The sequence below is a fragment of the Desulfovulcanus ferrireducens genome (assembly GCF_018704065.1).
GTDB lineage: Bacteria > Desulfobacterota > Desulfovibrionia > Desulfovibrionales > Desulfonatronovibrionaceae > Desulfovulcanus > Desulfovulcanus ferrireducens.
The window spans coordinates 60,385-81,901 of the sequence record NZ_JAGUQP010000004.1 but is presented as its reverse complement, the minus strand read 5'-3'; the positions used below and the strand labels follow the sequence as shown (position 1 = coordinate 81,901).

Here is a 21,517-nt window from a genome sequence, read left to right as displayed (position 1 = left end):
AAATAAATTTATCAATAAAGCGCTACAAGATCGTAAGTTTTGGCTTCGTGGATCGTGGCATAAACCATTGATCCGCTATGGATGTCAGGGCCACTGATATACGTCACCCCGTCGATTTCCGGTGCCTGGAACCAGACCCTTCCGACAAATAGACCCGGCCATTCAGGGTGTGCTTTGTCCACCAGTACATCCATGTTTTCTCCTTCATATTCAGCCAGTATCCGGGTGCTAATTTTTTGTTGTAGCCTCATTATAAGGTCCTGGCGTGTTCTTTTTTCCACATCTGAAACTTGCTGGGGAAGTGTTGCCGCCTTTGTGCCTTGTTCTGGATAATAAGGGAACACCCCGAGATGATGGAATCGGTTACGTTCTACAAAATCGTAGAGGGTCTGAAAATGGGCATCTGTCTCGCCAGGATAGCCAACGATCAAAGTGGTGCGGAGGGCGGCCTCAGGAAAATAATTACGAATGCGGTCAATGATTTTTTGAGGATTCTGAGCAAATGGTCGCCCCATGGACTTCAAGATTTGGGGATGGGCATGCTGCAGAGGCAGATCAAAATAAGGTACAAATGGCTTCCCGCAAGCAGCTAAAAATTTGAGTAAGCTTTGACTTAGTCCGGCCGGGTAGAGGTACATAATTCTAAGCCACTTCAACCTGGACAAGGACAAGAGCTTCTCTAAAAGGGTCATAAGACCATATTTGTAACCCAAATCCCGTCCATAAGCAGTACTGTCCTGGGCTACAAGAATAATTTCCTTGACTCCCTGGTCTAAAAGAAATTCAGCTTCTTGTATGAGTTGGTTCAGCGGTTTGGATTTGAGGCGGCCCCTTATGGAAGGGATGGAGCAAAAAGAACATTTATTGTTGCACCCTTCACTAATTTTCAAATAAGCAAAGCTTTTAGGGGTAGTCAGCAGCCGGGGGAACAGTTTTGAGTTTTGGTTTTTGAGTATTGAGTGTTGGTTGTTGGAAGCTAACTTATTACTAAAATGTCTGGTCAGAACTTCTAGCCACTTGGACTGGTCCTTGATGGTCAGGAAAATATCCACTTCAGGGATTTCTTTTTTTAATTCCTGACCAAAACGGGAGACCAGGCAGCCAGTAACTACCAATAGAGGGTTTTGGCTACTTTCCTTAACTATTTCGACCATTTCCAGGATATTTTGCAGGGACTCCTCTATGGCCGGTTGAATAAAGGCGCAGGTATTAATGAGGATGACCTGGGCCTTTCTTGGATCATCAACGTTGCGACAAACATTTTTTAGTGGACCAAGCATATTTTCCGTGTCCACAAGGTTTTTAGGGCAACCAAGGCTTATGGTATAAATACTTATTGAGTTCATTGTGTTTTTCTGTTTTATTTTTTGAGTTATATTGATGACTGACTATGTGCACTTAATCAAACTTTTCTTTTTTTAACTTTTTATGTATATGGCAAAAGATTTATGAGTCTGTGGCCGAACCTTGCTTAAGAGGCCAACTTTATCATAATTTTTTTCAATCCTGATTTCTTTCATGCTGGTGCAAATGCCTGGATCCAACTAAGACTTGCTTGCGGGCAGAGCATAACGGGGCATTGGGGATAAATGAATATTCTTTTTATTGTCGATAGTTATGGCAAATACTTCTGGCTATTTAGCTTCGTCACCCCGATGCTCTGCTTATCCGCAAGCTTCGTCAAGATGGTTTACCCAGCCCTTTGCAATGCTTTCAAGAAACCAGGATTTTCAATCTGGTAGTCAAAATATGGTTTGGCCACAGACTCTTATGTGCCGAGTAAGCGCCATTTGAACAAATCACGAATTATGAGGTAAAATTATGCATTGGTCGCACAAGGACCTTTTGGATGTTTCTCAGTTATCAGTCGAGGAAATCCGGCATGTTTTTGAGACGGCCCGCCATTTTTTGGAAATTAACCGCAGGCCGGTAAAGAAAGTACCTACTTTAAAAGGTAAGAGTGTAGTTCTTTTTTTTGCCGAACCCTCCACCAGGACCAAGACCTCCTTTGATATGGCCGCTAAACGCCTTTCGGCAGATAGTTTTTCCTTGAGCAAGTCGGGCAGTAGCCTCCTTAAAGGAGAGAGTCTTAAAGACACTGCCCTAACTTTGCAAGCCATGCGTCCGGATGCCATTGTCGTCCGGCATAGTTTCAGCGGAGCGGCTGAGTTTCTGGCTAAAAATTTGTACTGTACAGTGATCAATGCCGGCGATGGTTGGCATGCTCATCCTACTCAGGCCCTCTTGGATGGCTTTACTTTGAGTCAAGTCTGGGAAAGTTTTGAGAACAGGGAGATTCTTATCCTCGGAGACATTGCTCATAGCCGGGTGGCAAGATCTGATATCATCCTCTTGACCAAGCTGGGTGCCAGGGTGAGGCTCTGCGCCCCTAGGACCTTGCTTCCTTTTGATGTAAAAAACTGGCCGGTGACATTATTTACAGATCTTGAACGGGCCTGTGAAGGAGTAGACGCCATTATTTGTCTAAGGCTTCAATTGGAGCGTCAGGAAGCAGGGCTGTTGCCAGATTTAAGAGAGTATGCCCAGCGCTATGGGTTAGCCCGCAAACACCTTGCTCTGGCCAAGGATGATGTTAAGATTATGCATCCAGGCCCCATGAACCGAGGCGTTGAGATTTCCTCGGAATTGGCGGACGGGGATCGGAGTTTGATCCTGGACCAGGTGGAAGCCGGCGTGGCAGTTCGTATGGCCGTTCTCTATCTTTATCTGGCTCGTCCCGGGACCCAACTACATCATTAAAGAACATGTGGCCAAACCCTGTTTTAAGCGCTGATTGAAAGTCTTGGTTTCTTTTATGCTGGTACAAAGACTAGAATAAACCATGGAAATTAAGGTGATAGGAAGGTTCGGCCACAGGCTCTAAAGTAGTTTAAGTGAAGAGCTAACGCAACAAACTCAATTCGGGGGCTTAAATGCAGGCAGATTTAGTGGTTAAAAATGTGGTTCTAAACGATAAAAAAGGGGATCTTATAGTCCATCAAGGCAAGATCAAGGAGTTTGTGCCCGGAGGGACAGAGAGAGTTCAGGCAGAAGAAGAATTCGATGGTCAAGGGTTCTTGCTTTGGCCCAGTCTTATAGACGTGCACGTACACCTGCGTGAGCCTGGATTTGAATATAAAGAGGATATTAATTCTGGCCTAAAAGCAGCCATAGCCGGAGGTTTTGGTCAGGTTATGGCCATGGCAAATACCAATCCTGTTAATGACTCAGCATCAGTGACAGAGTTTATGCTCGAACAGGCCAGGAATTTTCATCCTCATGGCCCATTTCTACATCCCATCGGGGCATTGACCAAAGGACTGACCGGTAAAGAACTATCGCCCATGGCTGAACTGGCCGAAGCTGGTTGCAAAGCCTTTTCAAATGATGGTTTGCCTGTAGAAAATAACGAACTTTTTCGCCGTGCTGTGGAATATAGTTCTGACTTGGGGTTAAAAGTCATCGATCATTGTGAAGACAGTTATTTGAGCCACGAAGGCCTAATGAATGAGGGAGAGGTATCCGCGTATTTGGGATTAAAAGGTATCCCTTCAGTGGCAGAAACCATGCAGGTAGCCAGGGATATCCTCATGGCAGCGTATCTTGATTTACCTATTCATCTAGCTCATATTAGCTGTCGTCAGTCTGTAGAATTGATTGCCTGGGCCAAACAAAAATCTATTCCCATCACGGCGGAGACCTGCCCGCATTACCTTGTCTGGGATGAAACCCTAGTCCAGGGTTATAATACCTTGGCCAAAGTCAATCCTCCTTTGCGAACAAAAGATGATGTCCTGGCCTTGCAACAGGCTGTGCGTGAGAAAGTAATTGACGTGTTGGCCACGGACCATGCCCCTCATGCCCAATTTGAAAAGGATGTTCCTTTTGCTGAAGCACCAAATGGTATTTCCGGTCTGGACACGGCATTGAGTCTTTGCTTTGGTCTGGTACTGGATGGGGTACTAAGTAATGATGATTTAATCCGGCTTTTTGTGCAGGCGCCAGCTGAAATTTTTGATCTTAAGGCGAATGCTTTTCAGGAAGGAGATGTAGCAGACTTCTTCCTCTTTGCTCCGGAGGCAGAGTGGGAGGTAGGCCCGGAGACCATGCTCTCCAAAGGTAAAAATACTCCAGCTTTGGGACAGAAATTAAGAGGCCAGGTCATGGCTCATTTTCTGCGCGGCCGTTTGGTTTTCAACAGGATTTAATTTATAGCCTGTATTTTTTAAGTAGTCGAGTAGTCGAGTAGTTAGCTAATAAACCAATAAAACATTTAAGCAGTAAGCAACTAAACTTATAATAAACACAATAGATTGCGAATACCTTAAACCTCCACATTAAAAAATATGGCAAATATTCTTATTGTTGATGACGATCTGAGTCTGCGTGAAGTATTAGAAATAGCTCTGGTTAAAAAAGGGCACAGGGTCTGGAAAGGGGAAAATTCGGCTCAGGCTTGGGAGCTCTTAAAGACCCATGTCCCGGATCTGGTTTTGCTGGATCTAAAGTTGGGCCAGGAAAGCGGTTTGGATTTGCTTAAAGAACTTAAAAATTACCATCCGGATTTGCCGGTGGTCATGATTACAGCCTTTGCTGAAACCCAGAGTGCTGTTGAAGCCATGAAACTGGGCGCGGCTGATTATATCAGCAAACCCTTTGACCTGGATGAGTTCTTGCTGATTGTGGAACGAATCCTGGAAGCCAGCCGTTTGAGAGAGGAAAATATTTTCCTCAAAGGCCAGATTAAAGGCTACTATGGTCAAATTATTGGCCAAAGTAAGAAGATGCAGGAAGTCTTTGATTTGGTAAAAAAAATCGCCCCGACTGAAATAAATGTGCTTATCACAGGAGAGTCAGGCACGGGAAAAGAACTCATCGCCCGGGCTATTCACAATGAAAGTGGGCGCAAAGACAAACCTTTTCTGGCCATAAATTGTGGTGGACTGCCTGACAATCTAATAGAAAGTGAACTCTTTGGTTATTCCAAAGGGGCGTTTACCGGTGCAGATCGACCTAAAAAAGGCCTTTTAGAGGCTGCTGAAGGGGGTACGGTATTTCTAGACGAAGTGGCGGAACTTAAGCCCTCGACACAGGTCAAACTTCTGCGTTGCATTCAGGAACGGTGTTTTATCCCCTTGGGCGCTGTAGAGGAAAGGCACGTTGATGTGCGTTTTATCGCGGCCACGAATAAATTGGTGGAGCAGGAAGTAGCTCAGGGAAATTTTCGGGAGGACCTTTATTATCGTTTAAGCGGAGTCATTGTTAACCTCCCTCCTTTGCGTGAACGGGGAGAAGACATTTTGCTGCTGGCCAGGTATTTTTTACAAAGAGCCTGTGCTGAACAAAAAAAGAATGTGCACGAATTTACTCCAGAGGCCGAGGAAAAACTTTTGAAATACACTTATCCGGGTAATGTCCGGGAGTTGGAAAATATTGTTGAGCGGGCAGTGGCCCTGGAGACAGGAGATAAAATTACTCCTAACTCCTTAGTGATTTATGAACAGCCCCAGGTGAGTGATAGATCCTCTGGAATAGAAGAAGTATTACAAGGGAAAATTAGTCTGGATGACTACCTTTTGGAGCAGGAAAAAGAGATTTTAGAACAGGCCCTTGAGCGGACAAATAATCATAAAAGTAAAGCAGCTGGCCTTTTGGGGCTTAACCTGCGCCAGTTCAGGTACAGGCTAAGTAAAGTTGGTCTTACACAAATAGAGGATTAAGGCGATTTGAGTTTTGGTTAACTGGTTGCTTGTTGAATCCTTTGACTAGATAGAATTAAGATGATCATCGCGGTAATTTCAGATACACATCTTAAATCCCCTAATGATGAATTGGTCTGGATTTTTAGGGCGCATCTTGAACAGGCAGATGTGCTTATACATTGCGGAGATATTGTGGGTCAGGATACCTGGGCTTTTTTGAATGCCCATCCCAGATTTTATGCTGTGCGGGGAAATTGTGATTTTCAATTAACAGATATGCCTCCTAGTTTAAGCCTGGAATTGGCCGGTAAAAAGATAGGTATTGCCCATGGTTTTGGCCGGGGAGCAAATGTGGGGGAAAGTGTAGCACAGGCCTTCGGCCCTGAGTATAATTTGATTCTTTTTGGGCATACTCATCGTCGTTTCTGGGGCCAGGCAAAAACCGGTGCATATCTCTTGAACCCGGGTTCATTGTTTCACCCTCGGGATGGTCAACCCTCTTTGGCTAAGATTTGCTGGATTGATGATCATCCACAGGTAGAATTTGTAGTTATCTAAAGTTAGTTGAAGATAGGTTTGTGTTCTATATCAAAAAATAAAGGAGGGACTATGGGCAGAGAACAAGTGCTATTTAAAAGTGAAGAGAGAAAAACAGCCCAGGAAGTGGCCGTTTTTTTAAGACAGGTAGCAGATAAAATCGAACAAGGAAGTTTGATTTTAAAGCAGGGAACGAATGAGATCGTCTTGAGTTTTCCAAAGAATTTGACTCTTGAGGTTAAAGTGGAAGAAGAGACCAAGGCGAGGGTCAAAAGAACACTTGAATTGGAGATCGAATGGGTTGAGGGCGAAGAAGAACAAGGCGGAGTTAGTATAGGTTAGGTTTATAAAAAAAGTGTGTGGCTGGCTGTAAGTGGGTTTGGCTGGATAATGTTCCCCGAAACATTGCCCAAAATAAAATAGGGTTACAGAAATTTATCCGTAACCCCTTGATTGCTATGGTCGGGAAGACTGGATTTGAACCAGCGGCCCCCTGCTCCCAAGGCAGGTGCGCTACCAGGCTGCGCCACTTCCCGACAAGGATTAAAGTCCTTAATGTGAGCTTAATTTTTTGTCAATAGTTTGGGAATAGAAATATCAGGAATGATTTTAAATTAGTTGAAAATTGAAAGTTGAACCTGCCCTCTGTCTTTGGCTGAGTGATTCTGTGGCCAAGCCCTCAATCCTTGTAAATGCGTGTTGGATGAAGAAGTAGGAGCACGCTGCACCTCTACTTAAGGAAAAAGAATTTTTTCCGAAACCAATCGACAGGTTTTATATTCCGGCTCAAACTTCAAATCGTCTATCTGGATCACGGGCTTCATGCCGATGAGCGAGTTAAGGATATAAACGTGTTTAAACGAAGGCAGGTTATCTAAGTTTATGACCTCTTCTTTAATGTCTATAACTGAACGGGCTACGGCAGTACTCGTGCCGGGGAGTTTATATTTTGAAGCCGGGGAGTAAAATTTTATTCCATCGCTGAATAGCAGAGAAGCAGTGGAAGCTTCCAGTACATGCTCCCTGTTATTTGTGATCAAAGCGTCATCAAAGCCTTTTTGTAAAGCCAAAGCTCGCTCGAGATAGTAATACATGTAGTTCATAGTCTTATGCGAGCTTAAATATGTGTGAAGATGATTTGGTGAAATAAGCAGGCGGTAAGTTTTGTCCGGGGCAGGCGAGTAACGGGCAGCAGCAATAAGAGGTGATGAGGCTGCTGTGTCAGAGTCCAGAAAATAGTAGATATTTATCCGGGCAAAGTCGTCTAAAAGACCATTCTGATAAAGAACTTCCTGGATCACCGATTCGAAGTCCACGCGTTGATAGGGCACGCTGAATGTTTCAAGGCTGGAGAGCAGGCGAGTTAGATGGGCCTCCAGGTGGCATACTTTTTTTTGGTTATAAAACAGGGTTTCAAAAAAGCCAAAGCCGAATTTAAAGGCCGGGCCCTGCACATTTAACCTGACATGGTCTTCATGAAAATCGTTTTTGTAAAAATAGATCATGATTGAACTATGTCCAGAAATTTTTCTGCTTTAGCCAAAGTTTCCAGGTACTCTTTTTCAGGATCAGAGTCGATGACGATGCCGCTACCGGCAAAAAAGTGAAATTTTTTGGCCCTGGTATCGTAATAACCGGTTCTGATGGCAATGGATGAATCCATATTTTTTTTGTCCCAAATTATAAAGAATGTCCCGCAGTAAATGTCCCTGGCATGAGGCTCTAGTTCTTCGATAAGCTCCATGGATTTTTTCTTTGGGCAGCCAGTGACAGAACCTCCGGGAAATGCATCCAGTAAAAGGTCCACACAAGTTCTATCTTCACGCAGCCTTCCCTGAACATTTGAATACATCTGAATCAGATTGTCCACAATAAAAGTTGATTTATGGCCGTTCACCCTCACTGTTCCGTAAGCGCAATTATAGGAAATGTCGTTTCGGATCAGGTCTACTATCATGGATAACTCTGCATCTTCCTTATCGGAGCTGGTCAGTTGGGAAACAAGAGCTGGATCGAAGCGCTGGAAAGAAAGCGTGCCTTTGATAGGCTGGGACAAAACATTGCCGTTTTTAACCTGGAGGAAACGTTCAGGAGAAGTTGAGATGATCCGGTGCTGGCCGCTATAAAACCAGGCGTAAAACGGGGCAGGTTTTTTGCGCCAGAGATGAAGAAATAGATCAAGGGGGTTCAGGTTATTAAAGTCTATGGAAAATTTAATGGAAAGATTTAGTTGGTAAGTGTAGCCAGCACGGATATAGTCCAGGACTTTTTTCACGCCCTGTATATAAGCGGACCGGTCCAGAGAGCTGATAAGAGATCCTTTTAACTCGCTAGCAATCTGGGAAGGAGTAAAATCAAGATTAAGCTGACCTGACTGGGAAACGAGTTTTTCCAGCTCTCTAGCGTCTTGACCATAACTATACAATTCGAGTTTTTTGCTCTTTAGATTATAGACAAGCAAAGCTTTATATTTTTTCAAATGGCCCAAAGGAAAATTTATGGTCTTACTTGTGGGTATGGAGTGTAATTTTAGCCCATAGGTATAGCTTAAAAAACCAAAAGTAGGACTTGGACTGGAAAAGACAAATTTGCTGATGTCCTCTTGTTTGGTCTCTTCGTTTACGATCAGGGAGTCGCTGGGGTTAATTCCAACCAGGCATGTGTTTTCGCCTGGATATCCTGGTCCGGACAAGAAAAGGTCAGCCATGTAGTGCCGGGCCAGATGTGCGGCAATGGATATAAACCTCTCAGGTTCAATTGAGCTCGAAAAATTTAAGGGCATAGTTGATAAAATTTTCTCCGTCCTGAGTTAAAAAAGACTCTGGATGGAACTGATAGCCAAGAATTTTGCGAGATTTGTGGCGTACCGCCATGGGTACGCCGCTAGCGTTGATTGCAATTACCTCTAGACAATCAGCTACCTGGCTTAAGTAGAGCGAGTGGTAACGGGCAACCTGATAGTTTCGGCCCATAAACCTGATTGCATCGGTTTTTCCATGAATGCATCCCTGTAACGGTGCTGTTTTCCCGCCAAAAAATTTATTAATAATTTGCATACCCAAACATATACCCAGAATGGGTATGTTTTGGGCAAAAAGATATGAATACTGGGGGTATTCAGATGGTTTTCCTGGCCCAGGTGAGATTACTGTAAAATCGTATCCTTTCGGCAGTTCTAAAGTTAACTCGTTATACGGGATAACCTTAACCTTTCCCTTTGTGGTCGTGGCCAGAAGATGTTCCAGATTGCAGGTGAAGCTGTCGTTATTGTCAATCAGAAGGATGTTCATCTCAATAAATCAACCATGGCCTGATGAACAAGACCATTGGTGGCCAGGATTTGACGATGTCCCAAGGTATAAGGCTTATCGGAAAAAGTGGAAATATTTCCTCCTGCCTCCTGGACAAGCAGGAGCCCTGCGGCTGTATCCCAGGGTTTTAGTCCCAGTTCATAAAAGGCATCATAGCGACCACATGCAGTGTAAGCCAAATCAATGGCTGCCGAACCTGGCCGGCGCACACCTCGCGCAGTAACGAGCACCTTTCTTAAATAAGTCATTATCTCATCAATGTCCTCTCGAACAGAGTATGGGAATCCAGTTGCCACGAGGCTTTGTTCCAGTGCTTTTGTAGTCGAGACCGAAATTTTTTGATCGTTTAAAAAAGCCCCTTTATTATGTGCCGCCCAGAACATTTCCTTTAGAATAGGCAGATAAACAAAACCCAGGACAACATTGTTTTCAGCCCACAGGGCAACAGAAATGGCCACAAATGGAATGTGGTGAGCGAAATTGGTTGTTCCATCCAAGGGGTCAATGATCCAGGTGAGGTTGCCTGGTTTTGTGCTGCTGGCAGATTCTTCAGCCAGAAAACTGGTCTGAGGCAGGATGTCTTTGAGAGAAGATTTTAGTTTATCTTCAACAGCCACATCAGTATCTGTAACCAGATCAATGCGGCCTTTATGTCTAATTTGCTTTGGCCGGTCCCAATTATGAAGGATGATTTTCCCGGCTTCTAGAATAGCTTCTTTAGTTTGGTCGATTAAATTTTGCTCGATTATGAACATGGAAACAAAGGTTAAGGGAAAATGGGCAAAAGGTCAAAAGGCTAAAGAGTCTGTGCAAACCCTACTGCGGCAACCAGGGAAAAATTCTACTACGGAATCACACATCCACTGACCATCCTACCTGGTTAACCACTCACCTACTCAACTACTCAACCCAAGTGCAGCCACCGGATGCACCCACTGCTCAACAAAAATAATAGTAGACCAGAGCCACAAGCATAAGACTGCCTATTCTAAAGCTTTGATTGAAAATAATTAACCTCACTGCCAGGGCTGGTTTATAAATACCTGCATAATATGGTAGTTGATGACGGATGGCCCGCATGGGGGAGGAGAGAATATTTCCCACGATTAGGGCAAGAACCACCTCTTTAATCATTAAAGAACCGCTGTCTAAAAGAGCACCGGCTGCAGCCAGGCCGGCAGTAAACTCTGCAGCTAATTGGAGGGCGACGATACTTAAGGCCTGGGGTGGGAGCCAGGACAAGACGTCGATATATTTGGCCATGATGTTTTCCAAATTCTGGAAGACTCCGAAGCGGTGTAGGAAAAAGACGAGCACATAGATGGGCACAGTATAACTCAAAATTTTGCGCATTCTTTTGCCAAATCTTTTCCAGGTTTTTATGGCAATCTCTTTCAGGTCAAAGCTGGCCTCGTTGGGTAGCCTGTAGCTCTGACCAGACTCTTTAGGGGCTGGCAAAATAAACCTGGCCAGGAGAACAATAAAAAAGGTGCGTAAAAAAGCAGAAGAGATGGTCAGCATGAAGTAGGGAATGGCTGCCTTTTTGATTAATGGCGCAATAATAAAGAAAGTCGTGGGCAAGTGTAAAAAGTAAGTGGGCAAGGAGTTGAACAGATTGGAGAGAATGAGTTCTTTTTTACTGAGGCGGCCCTGGTCATAGGCCTCAGCAAGCATGGTATTGGCTGTAACTCCTGAAAAAAAAGCCAGGGAGAAGCTCGCCCCGGAAATATCTTGAAGATGGCCCAATTTTACCAGAGGATAGGCTAGCTTGGCGATAAATCTGGTCCAGTTCAGGGATTCAATAAAGTTGCCAATAAAAACGCCTAAGGAGATAAAAAAGCAGAGCCGAAGTAAAGGCCATCCTAGTCCAGACCATAGAGAATGCAACTCAGGCATGGCTTAGGCTTTTTTAGTCTCTGTCCAATTGGATACTGGATTAAGAACAAACTCCTGGCCATTTATCTGGATTATATCATTCATTTGTAGCTCGGCAATCGATTTAGAGAGCATCTCTTCTGTGGCGTTCCACCTGGAATGCACATTTGCCATATTCAAAGGTGTTTCTGCCGCAATCAGTGCATCAAGCAGAAGATAGAGAGAAATTGCTTCTACAGACAGGCCTAGTTCAAAGATTTTGTTGTCCATAATGTTTCTCCTTTGTTCGTCTCTCAATCCTGAGACTCGGCTCTAACCAGCTTTATTTGATTTTATTATTCGAATATTTTTCCTTATAAGCAGTTGTTTGAAAAATCCATAATACCAAAAGACCAAGAATAATCCCTAAGGAATTGGCCAGAATATCCTTTATGTCTCCTGTTCTATTTACGGGCAGGACACTCTGCAAAAGTTCTATAAAAGAGCCAAGTATGGTCAAAACCACGAAAATAAAAACTCGGCCATGGCGAACAAGAGGCCAGGGATAGAGCATGGCCATAAAAAAATAGGCCAGGCCGTGGAGCAGTTTGTCTCCGTGCCTGACATCAAGGGAAATATCCAGAGGAGTCAGGCTGGCGCAGACAAGCCAAAGGAGATAGGCAAACCAGAGCAAGATGTGCCAGCGGGAGTTAAGCATTAGTTACCATTTATGAGTTTGTCGAGTTTGTTGTTCAATGCTGCTCGATTCCTTTAGTTGTCAAACTGCCTCCTTGACCAGGCTAAAAATTTTTTCCTGCATATCAGGTTCAAGGTAGGGATGCATGGGTAGACTAAAGATACGTTCACCGATATTTTCGCTGATTGGAAAATCACCCTGTTTGTACCCCAGGTAATCAAATGCTTTTTGCAGGTGCAGGGGGTTGGGATAATAAATAGCTGTGGGGATATTCTTCTCTTTTAAATGTGCTAAAATTTTATCTCTCTGGTGATTGTTTTGAGCCAAGAGTGAATATTGGGCCCAGACCGAGGTCCGGTCAGCAGGTACTTGGGGAGTGACTAGCTCTGGTAGCTGTTCAAAGAGCTGATTATACCTCTCGGCCACCTGCTGCCGAAGCATAACCTCCCGTGGGAAAATTTCTAGCTTGGTCAGTAGTATGGCGGCCTGTAAGGTGTCCAGGCGCCCGTTAATGCCTATGCGTACATTTTCATACTTGTCCTTGCCCTGACCATGAATGCGCAAAGAACGCAAGCTTTCAATTATATCCTGATCATTGGTAAAACACATCCCTCCATCGCCATAGCAGCCCAGGGGCTTGGCCGGGAAGAAAGATGTGCAGGAAATATCTCCAAAAGAGCAAGCCTTTCTGCCTTTATAAGTAGCTCCAAAGCTTTGGGCTGCATCCTCGATTAGTTTTAAGTTCTCATGTCTGGCAATTTCAGTGATTTGATCATAATCGCAGGGTAGGCCAAATAAATCTACGGTAATGATAGCCTTGAGCGATACGGAACCAGGTTTGATATTGGCCGGGAGAGGGCAAAGGGTTTGCTCATTATTTTTTATGGCCTGGATGGTCCTTTTAAGTTCATTGACAGACAAGTTGTACGTTTCGGGATCAATGTCGACAAAAATTGGAGTGGCCCCAAGAAAGGCTATGGTTTCGGCCGTGGCGAAAAAAGTAAATGGTGTGGTGAGTACTGCATCTCCCGGGCCGATATCCAAGGCCATGAGTGCTAAAATCAAGGCATCTGTACCTGATGAACAGGCCAGGGCGTAATCTGTGTTTACATATTGACTTAATTTTTGCTCAAGTTCACTGACTTCCGGCCCCATAACATAGGCCCCGTGGTTTAGGACCTTGTCTATCCTTGCCTTAATCTTGGACTCGATTTTTTTATATTGAGTTTTAAGATCGATAAAAGGAATACTCATTTATTTTCTCCAATTATTTAAGCTTGAAGCTCAAATCGAAGGTCGAGAGCACAAATTTAAAATTAGAGTGTTCAGCTAAAAGTTGAAAGATTCGTTTGGAGGGAGACTTTTAACGAATCATGCTCCACGAGAAATTCGAAAAGTACGAAATTAAATTATAGCTTTATGAATTAAGAAAAAATAGCATAATTTTGGTGAAAAATCATTAGGTAATTTTCTTTAGAAATTGGGGGGGTAGCTTTAGGATGTAACCTGTTGATATTTAAAGTTTATTGTTAACTGCTCGCTGTTTTAAGCCTATGGAGTCTGTGGCCAAACCTTGCTTAAGAGGACTACCTGAATCCGTGAAAGTGAGTAAATTTTGTTTATTGACAATTAGCAATCCGGAACTTTTGTCAAACAGGCGAAAAAACTCCCTCGAAGGCAGCCTAACTTAAAATTTTTAACACGATTCGTTGGATTTATGTGGCATTATATTTTCAGGTTTTTAAGCAAATTTTGGAGCTAACGATTTAAAAAGATTTTAATTAAGGCTGCCTAACTCGGTCAGACAGTTTTCGCTGTTTTCCAAAAGCCTCGGATTGTTACAGGAATCGTTGTTGAGTTAATTTTCACGGATCCAGGGGACAATTTTTCATAATTTTTTCAATCCTGATTTCTTTCAAGCTGGTTCAAATGCCTGGATTCATCTATAGCTTGCTTGCGGACAGAGCATAATGGGATATTTTGGGTAAACAAATATTCTTTTTATTATCTATAGTTATGGTCAGTATCGCAAAATAGTTAGTCAATTCATCCCGATGCTCTGTTTTTTAAGCAAGCTTCACCAAGATGGGTTGCCCAAGCCGTTTGTAATGCATTTCAGAAACCAGGACTTTCAATCAGCGGTTAAAATGGGGTTTGGTCACAGACTCTATGGCTGCTAACTATAACTGATAGGTTCCCTCTGGATGGGATTAACTTTCCAAGAACAATGAATTTTGGACGGATGTATAAATTGGTGGGTTTGATATGGCTGTTTTTTTGCCATTTACGCCGCTTTGATTCAGTCCAAGCGGGAAGGAGAGCGTCATTCTGAACGGAGCAAGGCGCAGTGAAGAATCTCGTGCCTTTTACAGTGTTTTTGTATCAATTTTACGAGCTAAAAGACCTTGGTATCCGCTATTTGCACTATTTTTAAGAAGCCTTAATTTTGGCATTCCATCTGCTGATTGTTTCCACTTTTCTTTTTTATGGTTAGCAAAATTTTTTTATAATTGAGTAACCGAACCTCTGTAGGTGTTCTGTGCAGTGATAATAATCCGGAATCTGGCAGCAAGCAGGGGAAAATTCTACTACAGAATCCCATATCCAAAGAATATCCTACACACACTCAACTACTCTCCATACTCAACTACTCAACCAAAGTGCAGCCATCGGATAGCACCCAAGACCTTCAAGTTTGATTCGGCTGGGTTAGGTAGGCCTGGATAAAAGAACTAGACTGATGAGAATGCAGCTAATTCCAATACCTGTATACAATGACAGAGGTTCGCCTAGAAAAAAAATGCCCAGAAGACCGGCGGTTAGTGGTTCTGCCAGGGACAGGGTAACAGCTGAGCTTACAGGTACGGTTGTCAGGCCGCGGGCAAATAATATGTAGGCCAGGCCAGTGGCCAAGATCCCCAAGTGCAAAATGACTAAAAGAGTTTTTATCTGGGACAGCCAGGACCAGTTTAAGAATTTTAGCACAGGGAGAGTAAAAATAAATCCCAGAGTAAAAATGACGGCCATGACTGCTTCTGGTGCATGAGTTTGAAGGAGATCTTTGCTTATCAGCGCGTATAGAGCATATGCAAAGCCTGCTCCCAAAGCGAGGAGAATGCCCCAAATGTTTATTGTAAGATCTTGTTTAGTGCCTATTAAAAGGGCGCAGCCAACCACAGCCAGAAAAGTAGAAATAACCCAGGTACGAGTTAGTTGTTCCCCGCGAAATAGATAGGTAAGAAGACCAGCAAACACGGGGCCACTACCTATGGCCACTATGGTGCCCACGGCCACGCCAGTCTTTTTTACTCCGGCAAAAAAGCAAAATTGGTACAAGGCTACACAAATACCAGCAAGAAGACTAGGCCAACAGAGCCATAGATTGGGTTCAAAGTTTACCCGCTGTGAGCGAGCAAAAAAAAGAAGAAAAGCACTGCCTACAGCAAGCCTTAAACTTCCCACCACGAGGGGGCTGGCCCCCATTGGGGCCAGGGCCTGGGCAGTGCCTGTAGTGCCCCAGAGCATCGCTGCCAGTAGGATCATTATCGAACCATAATTTTTTCTCTGAGCTTCATTCGTCATGTAAGTTGTACTATTAATTTTCGTTCAATGCTCTTTATCTAAGAGTATGTGGCTGAGACTAACTTGTTGTCCAGTCTTCTTTAACTTTATAACTTTAAATAATAGATAGGAAGCATTACCTGGGGAAACGAAAATTTTTACATGTTCGTTACATAATTAAATAATCATCTTCAACATCTTTGCATATTGTTTGGGGATTTCAAACTTTTTATCTTTAATATATTGCTCAGCAATAATATTTATCCACTCGCGAGATGTCTTTATCTCCTTGACTCTGATGAAATATTTATCGTTTTCTGTGAATAATTCATAATTATTAATGATGCCCTTTAAAGGTTCTATTTCTCCTTTTAAAAGAATTTCAAATTCTATCGTTTTAAGCTCAGAATTAAGTTTAAATTTTAGCATGCTTCCATACTCCTTGATCATAAGATCGAATGTCTTTTCTAAAGATACAGATAGAATTTTATCTTTACTCTTGGTTAATGCCTTAAATAGATTCATAAAGTGGACACTCCTAAATGACCGTTTAAGTCTTCGATTGCACTAGCTTATTCTACAGGAAGGTGTCAAAGTTGAAGGGCAGGAAAACTATGTCGATAAATCGGATAATATCTAACGTGCCTAACGAAATTTTTTGATTCGCTCAGAATGACGTAACCAGAGCCTCTAGAGCCTGTGGCCAAACCCTATTTTATACTGCTGATCTGCGTTCAGTGCAGTGGTAATAATTCGGAATCTGTCGGCAATCAGGGGAAAATTCTACTACGGAAACCCATATTCACTGAATATCTTACCTACTCAACCACTCACCATACTCTACTACTCAACCCAAGTGCAGCCATCGGATGCACCCATTTATCTTTCAGCTTCTATAACAAGCGCCATCCCCCCGAAGACAAAGGAATTTGGGAAAATATACTTCTTAAAAAGTCCAGCGAAAAAAAGAAGGTTAAAGCGAACTTTGTTCTTTTCCCATCCCCAAAAAAGATAATTTTCTCCAGATTTTCCTTCCCTCTTTTTTGGGGTTTGTTCTGGTATATGGCTTTTTAGCCTTATTAAAAGGCTAAACCTTAACTTTTTTTTGAATATCATTCTTTTTTAGTCACGTTTACTTGAATAATTTTTGTATAACTTGCCTGATCTCTTTTTCGTGTTTGTAAAGTTGATTTAAGTTCAATTTCATTCTATTGCCCGTTCAATTTGTTTATACGTTGCTTATTGATTGTGTTAACGATTTATATGTGTTTTGGCGTAAATAGCCTTTGGTTTCAAAGGGTTGCGTGTCTTTGACTGCTAAGAACGCTTATAAAGAAAAATTATTAGGAGGATGGTGAGCATGAACAGAAGGTCTTTTTTACAAAAGTCAGCTTTGGCTGGCGCTGGGGCTGCTGTAGCCACAACTTTGTCCGCTCCTAACGTGTGGGCGAAGGGAAAAACCTATTTGTGGCGGATGGTTACTTCCTGGCCGCCAGGTCTGCCTATTTTACAAACCGGGGCTGAGCGCTTTGCCAGGCGCGTAGAGGAATTAAGTGGTGGCAGGCTTAGGATAGAGGTCTACGCTGGCGGTGAATTAGTGCCTCCTTTGGGAGTTTTCGATGCAGTTTCTCAAGGCACAGTTGAATGTGCTTCATGTGCGGCCTATTATTGGGCAGGACGCGAGCCTGCATGCCAGTGGTTTTCTGCCGTTCCTTTTGGCTTGAATGCCCAGGGAATCAATACCTGGTTTTACTCTGGCGGGGGGCTAAAGCTGTGGGAAGAAACTTACGCCCCGTTTAATCTGGTTCCAAGACCACTGGGTAACACCGGTGTTCAGATGGGTGGCTGGTTTAACAAAGAAATTAAAGGCATTTCTGACTTTAAGGGATTAAAAATGCGTATCCCAGGCCTTGGCGGCAAGGTATTGTCAAAAGCAGGAGGCACCGTTGTTCTGCTGGCCGGAGGAGAAATTTATACTTCACTTGAACGCGGAGTTATTGATGCAACCGAATGGGTTGGTCCTTTGCATGACCTGCGTATGGGATTTTATCAGGCAGCAAAATACTACTACTATCCCGGCTGGCATGAGCCAGGAACATGCCTGGAATTGATCATGAACAAAAAGAAATATGAATCTCTCCCCAAAGACCTACAGGCGATTTTAGACATTGCTGCTGCAGAAAGCAATTTGTGGACATTGTCTGAATTTGAGGCTCAAAACGGAGAGGCTTTGCAGACTTTGGTCAATAAACATAAAGTACAGCTCAAACGCTTCCCTGAAGCCTTACTTAAGGACTTGCACAAGCTGGCAGAGGAAACCCTGGAAGAGGAAGCCAGTAAAAGCAAGCAAGCAAGGAAAGTTCACGAGGCTTTTAAGGTCTTCAAAGAAAAAGTTGGCGCCTGGGGCAAAATATCTGAAAGGGCCTATTATGATGTGATTGGCTAGTACTTTATAATAAATAATACGCCTGTAAAGACTTGATGCTTGCAGGCGTATTATTTTGTCTGACGGGGGAAGATTAGGATGTCATTTTTGCGACGGATCATAAAAATCATAACATGGTTAAATGAACAGTTGGGGAAGATAGCTGGTTGGGTAGCCTTGGCCATGGTCCTGATTGTAACTTTGGACGTCATCATGCGTTATTTGTTTAATCTTACATTTGTATTTGTTCAGGAACTTGAATGGCATTTGTTCGGAGTCTTATTTTTGCTTGGAGCAGGTTATACCCTTGCCCATGATGCTCATGTACGGGTAGATGTTTTTTATCAACGTCTTAGTAAACGTCAGCAGGCATGGATTAATTTGATAGGAGTGCTAGTTTTTTTGCTTCCTGGCTGTTTCCTGGTCGTTGATACATCATATACTTTTTTTCTTAACTCCCTTCACTTGCAAGAAGGCTCACCTGATCCAGGAGGGCTTCCTGCCCGCTACGTGCTCAAGTTTTTTATTCCTTTTAGTTTTGTCATGGTTGGATTGCAGGGCATTGCCCTGGGCCTTAGAAGTCTGCTGGTTATCTTAGGTTGCGAGGAGGAAGAGAGCAAATGATGGAAGCTTTACCCGGAATTATGTTTTTGGTGCTCACGGTTTTGTTGATGCTTGGTTTCCCGGTGGCCTTCACCCTTTTAGGAACTTCTCTGTTTTTTGGGCTTATTGGTTTTGGGTGGGACTTTTTTAACTTGTTACCTTTGCGTATCTGGGGCGTTATCACCAACTTTACCCTCCTGGCTGTTCCTCTTTTTGTCTTCATGGGCGTAACCTTAGAGCGTTCTGGTATAGCAGAAGATTTATTGGAGACAATGGCCTTGGTATTTGGACGCATGCGCGGGGGACTGGCCGTCTCCGTGGTCATTGTGGGCATGCTCTTGGGAGCATCTACAGGTATTGTCGGGGCTACAGTAGTGACCATGGGCTTATTGTCGCTACCCACGATGCTCAAGAGAGGTTACAAACCTGAATTGGCTACAGGCACCATCTCTGCGTCAGGCACTCTGGGCCAGATTATTCCGCCGAGCATAGTTTTGGTTTTGCTGGGCGATATTATAGGCGTATCGGTCGGCGACTTGTTTATGGGAGCGGTTATTCCTGGCATGCTCCTGGTGGGCTTATATGTCCTTTATATCATTGTTTATGCCTGGATAAAACCTGAAGCTGCTCCATTAATCCCTGAAGAGGAGTGGGCACAGATTAAGGAGCAGGGTTTGTGGAAAAGAGTGGCCAAAGCTTTGCTTCCCCCTTTAGTGCTTATAGTTGCTGTTTTGGGCTCTATCTTTGCTGGTATTGCATCCCCTACAGAGGCTGCAGCAGTAGGAGCAAGTGGTGCTTTAGTGCTTACCATCATCAATAAGCGCTTTGATTTAAAAATGCTTCAGGGCGTGATGGCCTCGACAACAAAGCTTACCTCCATGGTATTTATTATTCTGGTTGGGGCTGGAGCTTTTGGTCTGGTTTTTCGTGGCCTTGGTGGTGACCATTTGATCCGCAGCTATATAGAACATCTTGCTTATGGGAAATGGGCCATATTGGCCATTATTATGGGGCTCATCTTTGTGATTGGATTTTTCCTTGATTTTATAGAGATTACTTTTATTCACATTCCGGTTCTTGCTCCCATTATGAAAAGTTTGGGCTTTGATCCATTATGGTTTGCAGTTTTGTTTGCCCTTAACCTGCAGACTTCTTTCATGACTCCACCATTTGGATTTTCGCTTTTTTATTTAAAAGGAGTTTCCCCCCCTCAGATAAAAACCGGTCATATATACAAGGGAATTATCCCCTTTGTTATTTTGCAGTTGATAGGTTTGTTACTGGTGGTCTTTTTCCCCCAGTTGGCTACCTGGTTGCCTCGAGTATTATTGGGGTCGTAGATTCAGCCTAAAAATTGCAGCTATCAATGGACTGAAAGTAATTAAGGACTGAGGATTTAAGGGTGAGACCAGCATTCTTGCCTAGTCCTCAGTCCTGTAAAAATTTGTCTGTCCAAGATAGATGTGCAGCTTGCGCAGGTGGCTCCAGTAGCGCCAAGAATTACCACCTCGTTTTACCTGTTACTTTCTTTTCACCTTCCATAAATAGTCCCCTCATTGCTCTTAGTTTTAAGAACAAAGATTGAACATAACAGGCCATATTTCTAGCTCGGTGTTTAGCTACTGACAAGCTTCCAGTTCGTAAAGAATACCTTAGCTCTGTCTTGCCAACAATAGGCTTTAAGTCTTTAGGAACACACATACGGAAACAATAAGAAGAAGTGTTGCGGATTAAATAAGATGGGGACTTGGCAATAGAAGGCATAATTTCAAGCTCCTTAAAGTTCAATTTGTGTAAAAACTTTGTGTAAGCTTGAAATTACCACAACTGGGGGGATATAACTATCCGAAAGGATTGATAATTGGGAGGAAATTGGTGGAGGCGGGGGGAGTCGAACCCCCGTCCGAGAACGCTCCGCTCAAGGCGTCTACAGGCTTAGACCAGGTTTATTTTCTCGTTTTCAAGTAAGCCCCTGGTCAGGCAACTTGAAAACCAGTCTGAAGAAGTTCTCGCCCTGGAATTGTCAGACTCAATTCCACGGCCAGCCTGATGCGTCGTCGCTTCTTCTAGCCTATCAGGCATTGGCTAGAGAAGCGCTGGCGAAAATTAAGCAGCCAGTGCGTATTCGTAATCGTTGGCATTTATTCTGTTGCTGCGTGTTTTACGAGGTCCCCGCAGCACCTCGGCCTGCAACCTTGGCTTCAACCGTCCCCGTCGAAACCATGGCGCCCCCTTTTCCAAATTTGGATGCCATGATTAAATGAACTAATCGAGAAAATCTGTTTCAGCGATTTGCTTCGATTAGTTATTTAAGAGGTATATCAATGAACACGTTTTTAACTTATTTATCATATAAGACATAAAATTATTTTTGGCAAGGGGTCTGAAAAAGAAAAAACTCTTGAAGAATAATCTTCAAGAGTTATACTTCTTATTGGTAGCGAGGGAGGGACTTGAACCCCCGACTCTGCGGATATGAGCCGCATGCTCTGACCAGCTGAGCTACCTCGCCAAAAGAGACCTAGTCCTTTATATATTATTTCTGGAAAAATCAAGTGGTAATTTGTGAAAATTTGATTTGGGTTTAAGGTTGTTCAGTTTGACAAAAGAAAGAATTTCTCTCATTTTTAAACTGCTTTTTGAACCTTTCGAGAATGTTAGACTTTAAACCCTGAATTTTTTGCTGTATTGAGGGCAGGCTTGGTACCGAAGAAACTTTGTTGTGAAGGATTTCTTTCCGGGCTAAGCTTCACATTTTAAGGTGTGGGGTATTCCTTTTGTTTTTACAGAGTTTAAAAGTCTAACCAGATCAGCTTTTCAAATATCA

20 protein-coding genes, 2 tRNA genes and 1 other RNA gene are annotated in these 21,517 nt (G+C 43.3%); 8 read left to right on the top strand and 15 right to left on the bottom strand.

Annotation, left to right across the window (positions count from 1 at the left end):
- Positions 1 to 11: 11 nt before the first annotated feature.
- Positions 12 to 1,346, bottom strand: a complete 1,335-nt coding sequence (gene rimO / locus KFV02_RS02570) for a 30S ribosomal protein S12 methylthiotransferase RimO (protein WP_252379969.1) — start codon at positions 1,344 to 1,346, stop codon at positions 12 to 14.
- A gap of 475 nt (positions 1,347 to 1,821) precedes the next feature.
- Between rimO and KFV02_RS02565 the strand changes: the two genes are divergently transcribed.
- The 5 genes from KFV02_RS02565 to KFV02_RS02545 all read left to right on the top strand — a co-directional run bounded on the left by KFV02_RS02565 (position 1,822) and on the right by KFV02_RS02545 (position 6,581).
- Positions 1,822 to 2,760 carry an aspartate carbamoyltransferase catalytic subunit gene (locus KFV02_RS02565; protein ID WP_252379968.1) on the top strand — a complete coding sequence of 313 codons (939 nt, stop codon included), beginning with the start codon at positions 1,822 to 1,824 and terminating at the stop codon, positions 2,758 to 2,760.
- A gap of 173 nt (positions 2,761 to 2,933) precedes the next feature.
- A complete protein-coding gene (locus KFV02_RS02560) occupies positions 2,934 to 4,208 on the top strand; it encodes a dihydroorotase (RefSeq protein WP_252379967.1) in 1,275 nt (424 codons plus the stop codon).
- A 138-nt stretch (positions 4,209 to 4,346) separates the two neighbouring features.
- Positions 4,347 to 5,720 carry a sigma-54-dependent transcriptional regulator gene (locus KFV02_RS02555; RefSeq protein ID WP_252379966.1) on the top strand — a complete coding sequence of 458 codons (1,374 nt, stop codon included), beginning with the start codon at positions 4,347 to 4,349 and terminating at the stop codon, positions 5,718 to 5,720.
- 60 nt (positions 5,721 to 5,780) lie between these two features.
- Positions 5,781 to 6,260 carry a metallophosphoesterase family protein gene (locus KFV02_RS02550; RefSeq protein ID WP_252379965.1) on the top strand — a complete coding sequence of 160 codons (480 nt, stop codon included), beginning with the start codon at positions 5,781 to 5,783 and terminating at the stop codon, positions 6,258 to 6,260.
- A gap of 51 nt (positions 6,261 to 6,311) precedes the next feature.
- Positions 6,312 to 6,581 carry an amphi-Trp domain-containing protein gene (locus KFV02_RS02545; RefSeq protein WP_252379964.1) on the top strand — a complete coding sequence of 90 codons (270 nt, stop codon included), beginning with the start codon at positions 6,312 to 6,314 and terminating at the stop codon, positions 6,579 to 6,581.
- Positions 6,582 to 6,698: 117 nt separating this feature from the next.
- On the opposite strand, the gene KFV02_RS02540 is transcribed toward KFV02_RS02545, so the two are convergent.
- The 11 genes from KFV02_RS02540 to KFV02_RS02490 form a co-directional block, all read right to left on the bottom strand.
- Positions 6,699 to 6,775, bottom strand: a tRNA-Pro gene (locus KFV02_RS02540).
- A 198-nt stretch (positions 6,776 to 6,973) separates the two neighbouring features.
- Positions 6,974 to 7,744, bottom strand: a complete 771-nt coding sequence (locus tag KFV02_RS02535; protein ID WP_252379963.1) for an aminotransferase class IV — start codon at positions 7,742 to 7,744, stop codon at positions 6,974 to 6,976.
- Complete coding sequence (locus tag KFV02_RS02530) at positions 7,741 to 9,021, bottom strand: chorismate-binding protein (RefSeq protein WP_252379962.1); 1,281 nt, start codon at positions 9,019 to 9,021, stop codon at positions 7,741 to 7,743. Before KFV02_RS02530 ends, KFV02_RS02535 begins: the two co-directional genes overlap by 4 nt.
- A complete protein-coding gene (locus tag KFV02_RS02525; RefSeq protein ID WP_252379961.1) occupies positions 8,993 to 9,529 on the bottom strand; it encodes an anthranilate synthase component II in 537 nt (178 codons plus the stop codon). Before KFV02_RS02525 ends, KFV02_RS02530 begins: the two co-directional genes overlap by 29 nt.
- Entirely contained in the window at positions 9,526 to 10,305 is a 780-nt protein-coding gene (locus tag KFV02_RS02520) for an inositol monophosphatase family protein (RefSeq protein ID WP_252379960.1), read from the bottom strand. The genes KFV02_RS02525 and KFV02_RS02520 overlap by 4 nt, the downstream gene beginning before the upstream one ends.
- Before the next feature lie 184 nt (positions 10,306 to 10,489).
- On the bottom strand, positions 10,490 to 11,446 hold the full coding sequence (locus tag KFV02_RS02515) for a hypothetical protein (RefSeq protein WP_252379959.1): 957 nt from the start codon (positions 11,444 to 11,446) through the stop codon (positions 10,490 to 10,492).
- A 3-nt stretch (positions 11,447 to 11,449) separates the two neighbouring features.
- Complete coding sequence (locus tag KFV02_RS02510) at positions 11,450 to 11,695, bottom strand: hypothetical protein (protein ID WP_252379958.1); 246 nt, start codon at positions 11,693 to 11,695, stop codon at positions 11,450 to 11,452.
- Positions 11,696 to 11,747: 52 nt separating this feature from the next.
- Entirely contained in the window at positions 11,748 to 12,122 is a 375-nt protein-coding gene (locus KFV02_RS02505; RefSeq protein WP_252379957.1) for a VanZ family protein, read from the bottom strand.
- 60 nt (positions 12,123 to 12,182) lie between these two features.
- Positions 12,183 to 13,355: a DegT/DnrJ/EryC1/StrS family aminotransferase gene (locus tag KFV02_RS02500; RefSeq protein WP_252379956.1), complete on the bottom strand. Its 1,173-nt coding sequence runs from the start codon at positions 13,353 to 13,355 to the stop codon at positions 12,183 to 12,185.
- 1,455 nt (positions 13,356 to 14,810) lie between these two features.
- A complete protein-coding gene (locus tag KFV02_RS02495) occupies positions 14,811 to 15,683 on the bottom strand; it encodes a DMT family transporter (protein WP_252379955.1) in 873 nt (290 codons plus the stop codon).
- A gap of 156 nt (positions 15,684 to 15,839) precedes the next feature.
- Positions 15,840 to 16,187 (bottom strand): hypothetical protein, encoded by a 348-nt coding sequence (locus KFV02_RS02490; RefSeq protein ID WP_252379954.1) that lies wholly within the window; start codon positions 16,185 to 16,187, stop codon positions 15,840 to 15,842.
- Between the two features lie 835 nt (positions 16,188 to 17,022).
- Between KFV02_RS02490 and KFV02_RS02485 the strand changes: the two genes are divergently transcribed.
- The 3 genes from KFV02_RS02485 (at position 17,023) to KFV02_RS02475 (ending at position 20,030) form a co-directional block, all read left to right on the top strand.
- On the top strand, positions 17,023 to 18,108 hold the full coding sequence (locus KFV02_RS02485; protein ID WP_252379953.1) for a TRAP transporter substrate-binding protein: 1,086 nt from the start codon (positions 17,023 to 17,025) through the stop codon (positions 18,106 to 18,108).
- Between the two features lie 78 nt (positions 18,109 to 18,186).
- Positions 18,187 to 18,711, top strand: coding sequence for a TRAP transporter small permease subunit (locus tag KFV02_RS02480; protein ID WP_252379952.1), 525 nt, complete (start codon positions 18,187 to 18,189; stop codon positions 18,709 to 18,711).
- A complete protein-coding gene (locus KFV02_RS02475; protein ID WP_252379951.1) occupies positions 18,708 to 20,030 on the top strand; it encodes a TRAP transporter large permease in 1,323 nt (440 codons plus the stop codon). Before KFV02_RS02480 ends, KFV02_RS02475 begins: the two co-directional genes overlap by 4 nt.
- A 160-nt stretch (positions 20,031 to 20,190) precedes the next feature.
- Here KFV02_RS02475 and KFV02_RS11485 read toward each other — a convergent pair whose 3' ends face one another.
- From KFV02_RS11485 to KFV02_RS02465, 3 genes are all read right to left on the bottom strand, one after another.
- Positions 20,191 to 20,454 (bottom strand): DUF6538 domain-containing protein, encoded by a 264-nt coding sequence (locus tag KFV02_RS11485; RefSeq protein WP_353617282.1) that lies wholly within the window; start codon positions 20,452 to 20,454, stop codon positions 20,191 to 20,193.
- Positions 20,455 to 20,563: 109 nt separating this feature from the next.
- Positions 20,564 to 20,923: a transfer-messenger RNA gene (ssrA, locus tag KFV02_RS02470) on the bottom strand.
- Positions 20,924 to 21,125: 202 nt separating this feature from the next.
- A tRNA-Met gene (locus tag KFV02_RS02465) sits at positions 21,126 to 21,202 on the bottom strand.
- Between the last annotated feature and the right edge of the window lie 315 nt (positions 21,203 to 21,517).

Bases quoted from the DNA above. Each gene is read 5' to 3' on its own strand.
- rimO (WP_252379969.1), bottom strand. From the start codon at position 1,346: ATGAACTCAATAAGTATTTATACCATAAGCCTTGGTTGCCCTAAAAAC.
- KFV02_RS02565 (WP_252379968.1), top strand. From the start codon at position 1,822: ATGCATTGGTCGCACAAGGACCTTTTGGATGTTTCTCAGTTATCAGTC.
- KFV02_RS02560 (WP_252379967.1), top strand. From the start codon at position 2,934: ATGCAGGCAGATTTAGTGGTTAAAAATGTGGTTCTAAACGATAAAAAA.
- KFV02_RS02555 (WP_252379966.1), top strand. From the start codon at position 4,347: ATGGCAAATATTCTTATTGTTGATGACGATCTGAGTCTGCGTGAAGTA.
- KFV02_RS02550 (WP_252379965.1), top strand. From the start codon at position 5,781: ATGATCATCGCGGTAATTTCAGATACACATCTTAAATCCCCTAATGAT.
- KFV02_RS02545 (WP_252379964.1), top strand. From the start codon at position 6,312: ATGGGCAGAGAACAAGTGCTATTTAAAAGTGAAGAGAGAAAAACAGCC.
- KFV02_RS02535 (WP_252379963.1), bottom strand. From the start codon at position 7,744: ATGATCTATTTTTACAAAAACGATTTTCATGAAGACCATGTCAGGTTA.
- KFV02_RS02530 (WP_252379962.1), bottom strand. From the start codon at position 9,021: ATGCCCTTAAATTTTTCGAGCTCAATTGAACCTGAGAGGTTTATATCC.
- KFV02_RS02525 (WP_252379961.1), bottom strand. From the start codon at position 9,529: ATGAACATCCTTCTGATTGACAATAACGACAGCTTCACCTGCAATCTG.
- KFV02_RS02520 (WP_252379960.1), bottom strand. From the start codon at position 10,305: ATGTTCATAATCGAGCAAAATTTAATCGACCAAACTAAAGAAGCTATT.
- KFV02_RS02515 (WP_252379959.1), bottom strand. From the start codon at position 11,446: ATGCCTGAGTTGCATTCTCTATGGTCTGGACTAGGATGGCCTTTACTT.
- KFV02_RS02510 (WP_252379958.1), bottom strand. From the start codon at position 11,695: ATGGACAACAAAATCTTTGAACTAGGCCTGTCTGTAGAAGCAATTTCT.
- KFV02_RS02505 (WP_252379957.1), bottom strand. From the start codon at position 12,122: ATGCTTAACTCCCGCTGGCACATCTTGCTCTGGTTTGCCTATCTCCTT.
- KFV02_RS02500 (WP_252379956.1), bottom strand. From the start codon at position 13,355: ATGAGTATTCCTTTTATCGATCTTAAAACTCAATATAAAAAAATCGAG.
- KFV02_RS02495 (WP_252379955.1), bottom strand. From the start codon at position 15,683: ATGACGAATGAAGCTCAGAGAAAAAATTATGGTTCGATAATGATCCTA.
- KFV02_RS02490 (WP_252379954.1), bottom strand. From the start codon at position 16,187: ATGAATCTATTTAAGGCATTAACCAAGAGTAAAGATAAAATTCTATCT.
- KFV02_RS02485 (WP_252379953.1), top strand. From the start codon at position 17,023: ATGAACAGAAGGTCTTTTTTACAAAAGTCAGCTTTGGCTGGCGCTGGG.
- KFV02_RS02480 (WP_252379952.1), top strand. From the start codon at position 18,187: ATGTCATTTTTGCGACGGATCATAAAAATCATAACATGGTTAAATGAA.
- KFV02_RS02475 (WP_252379951.1), top strand. From the start codon at position 18,708: ATGATGGAAGCTTTACCCGGAATTATGTTTTTGGTGCTCACGGTTTTG.
- KFV02_RS11485 (WP_353617282.1), bottom strand. From the start codon at position 20,454: ATGCCTTCTATTGCCAAGTCCCCATCTTATTTAATCCGCAACACTTCT.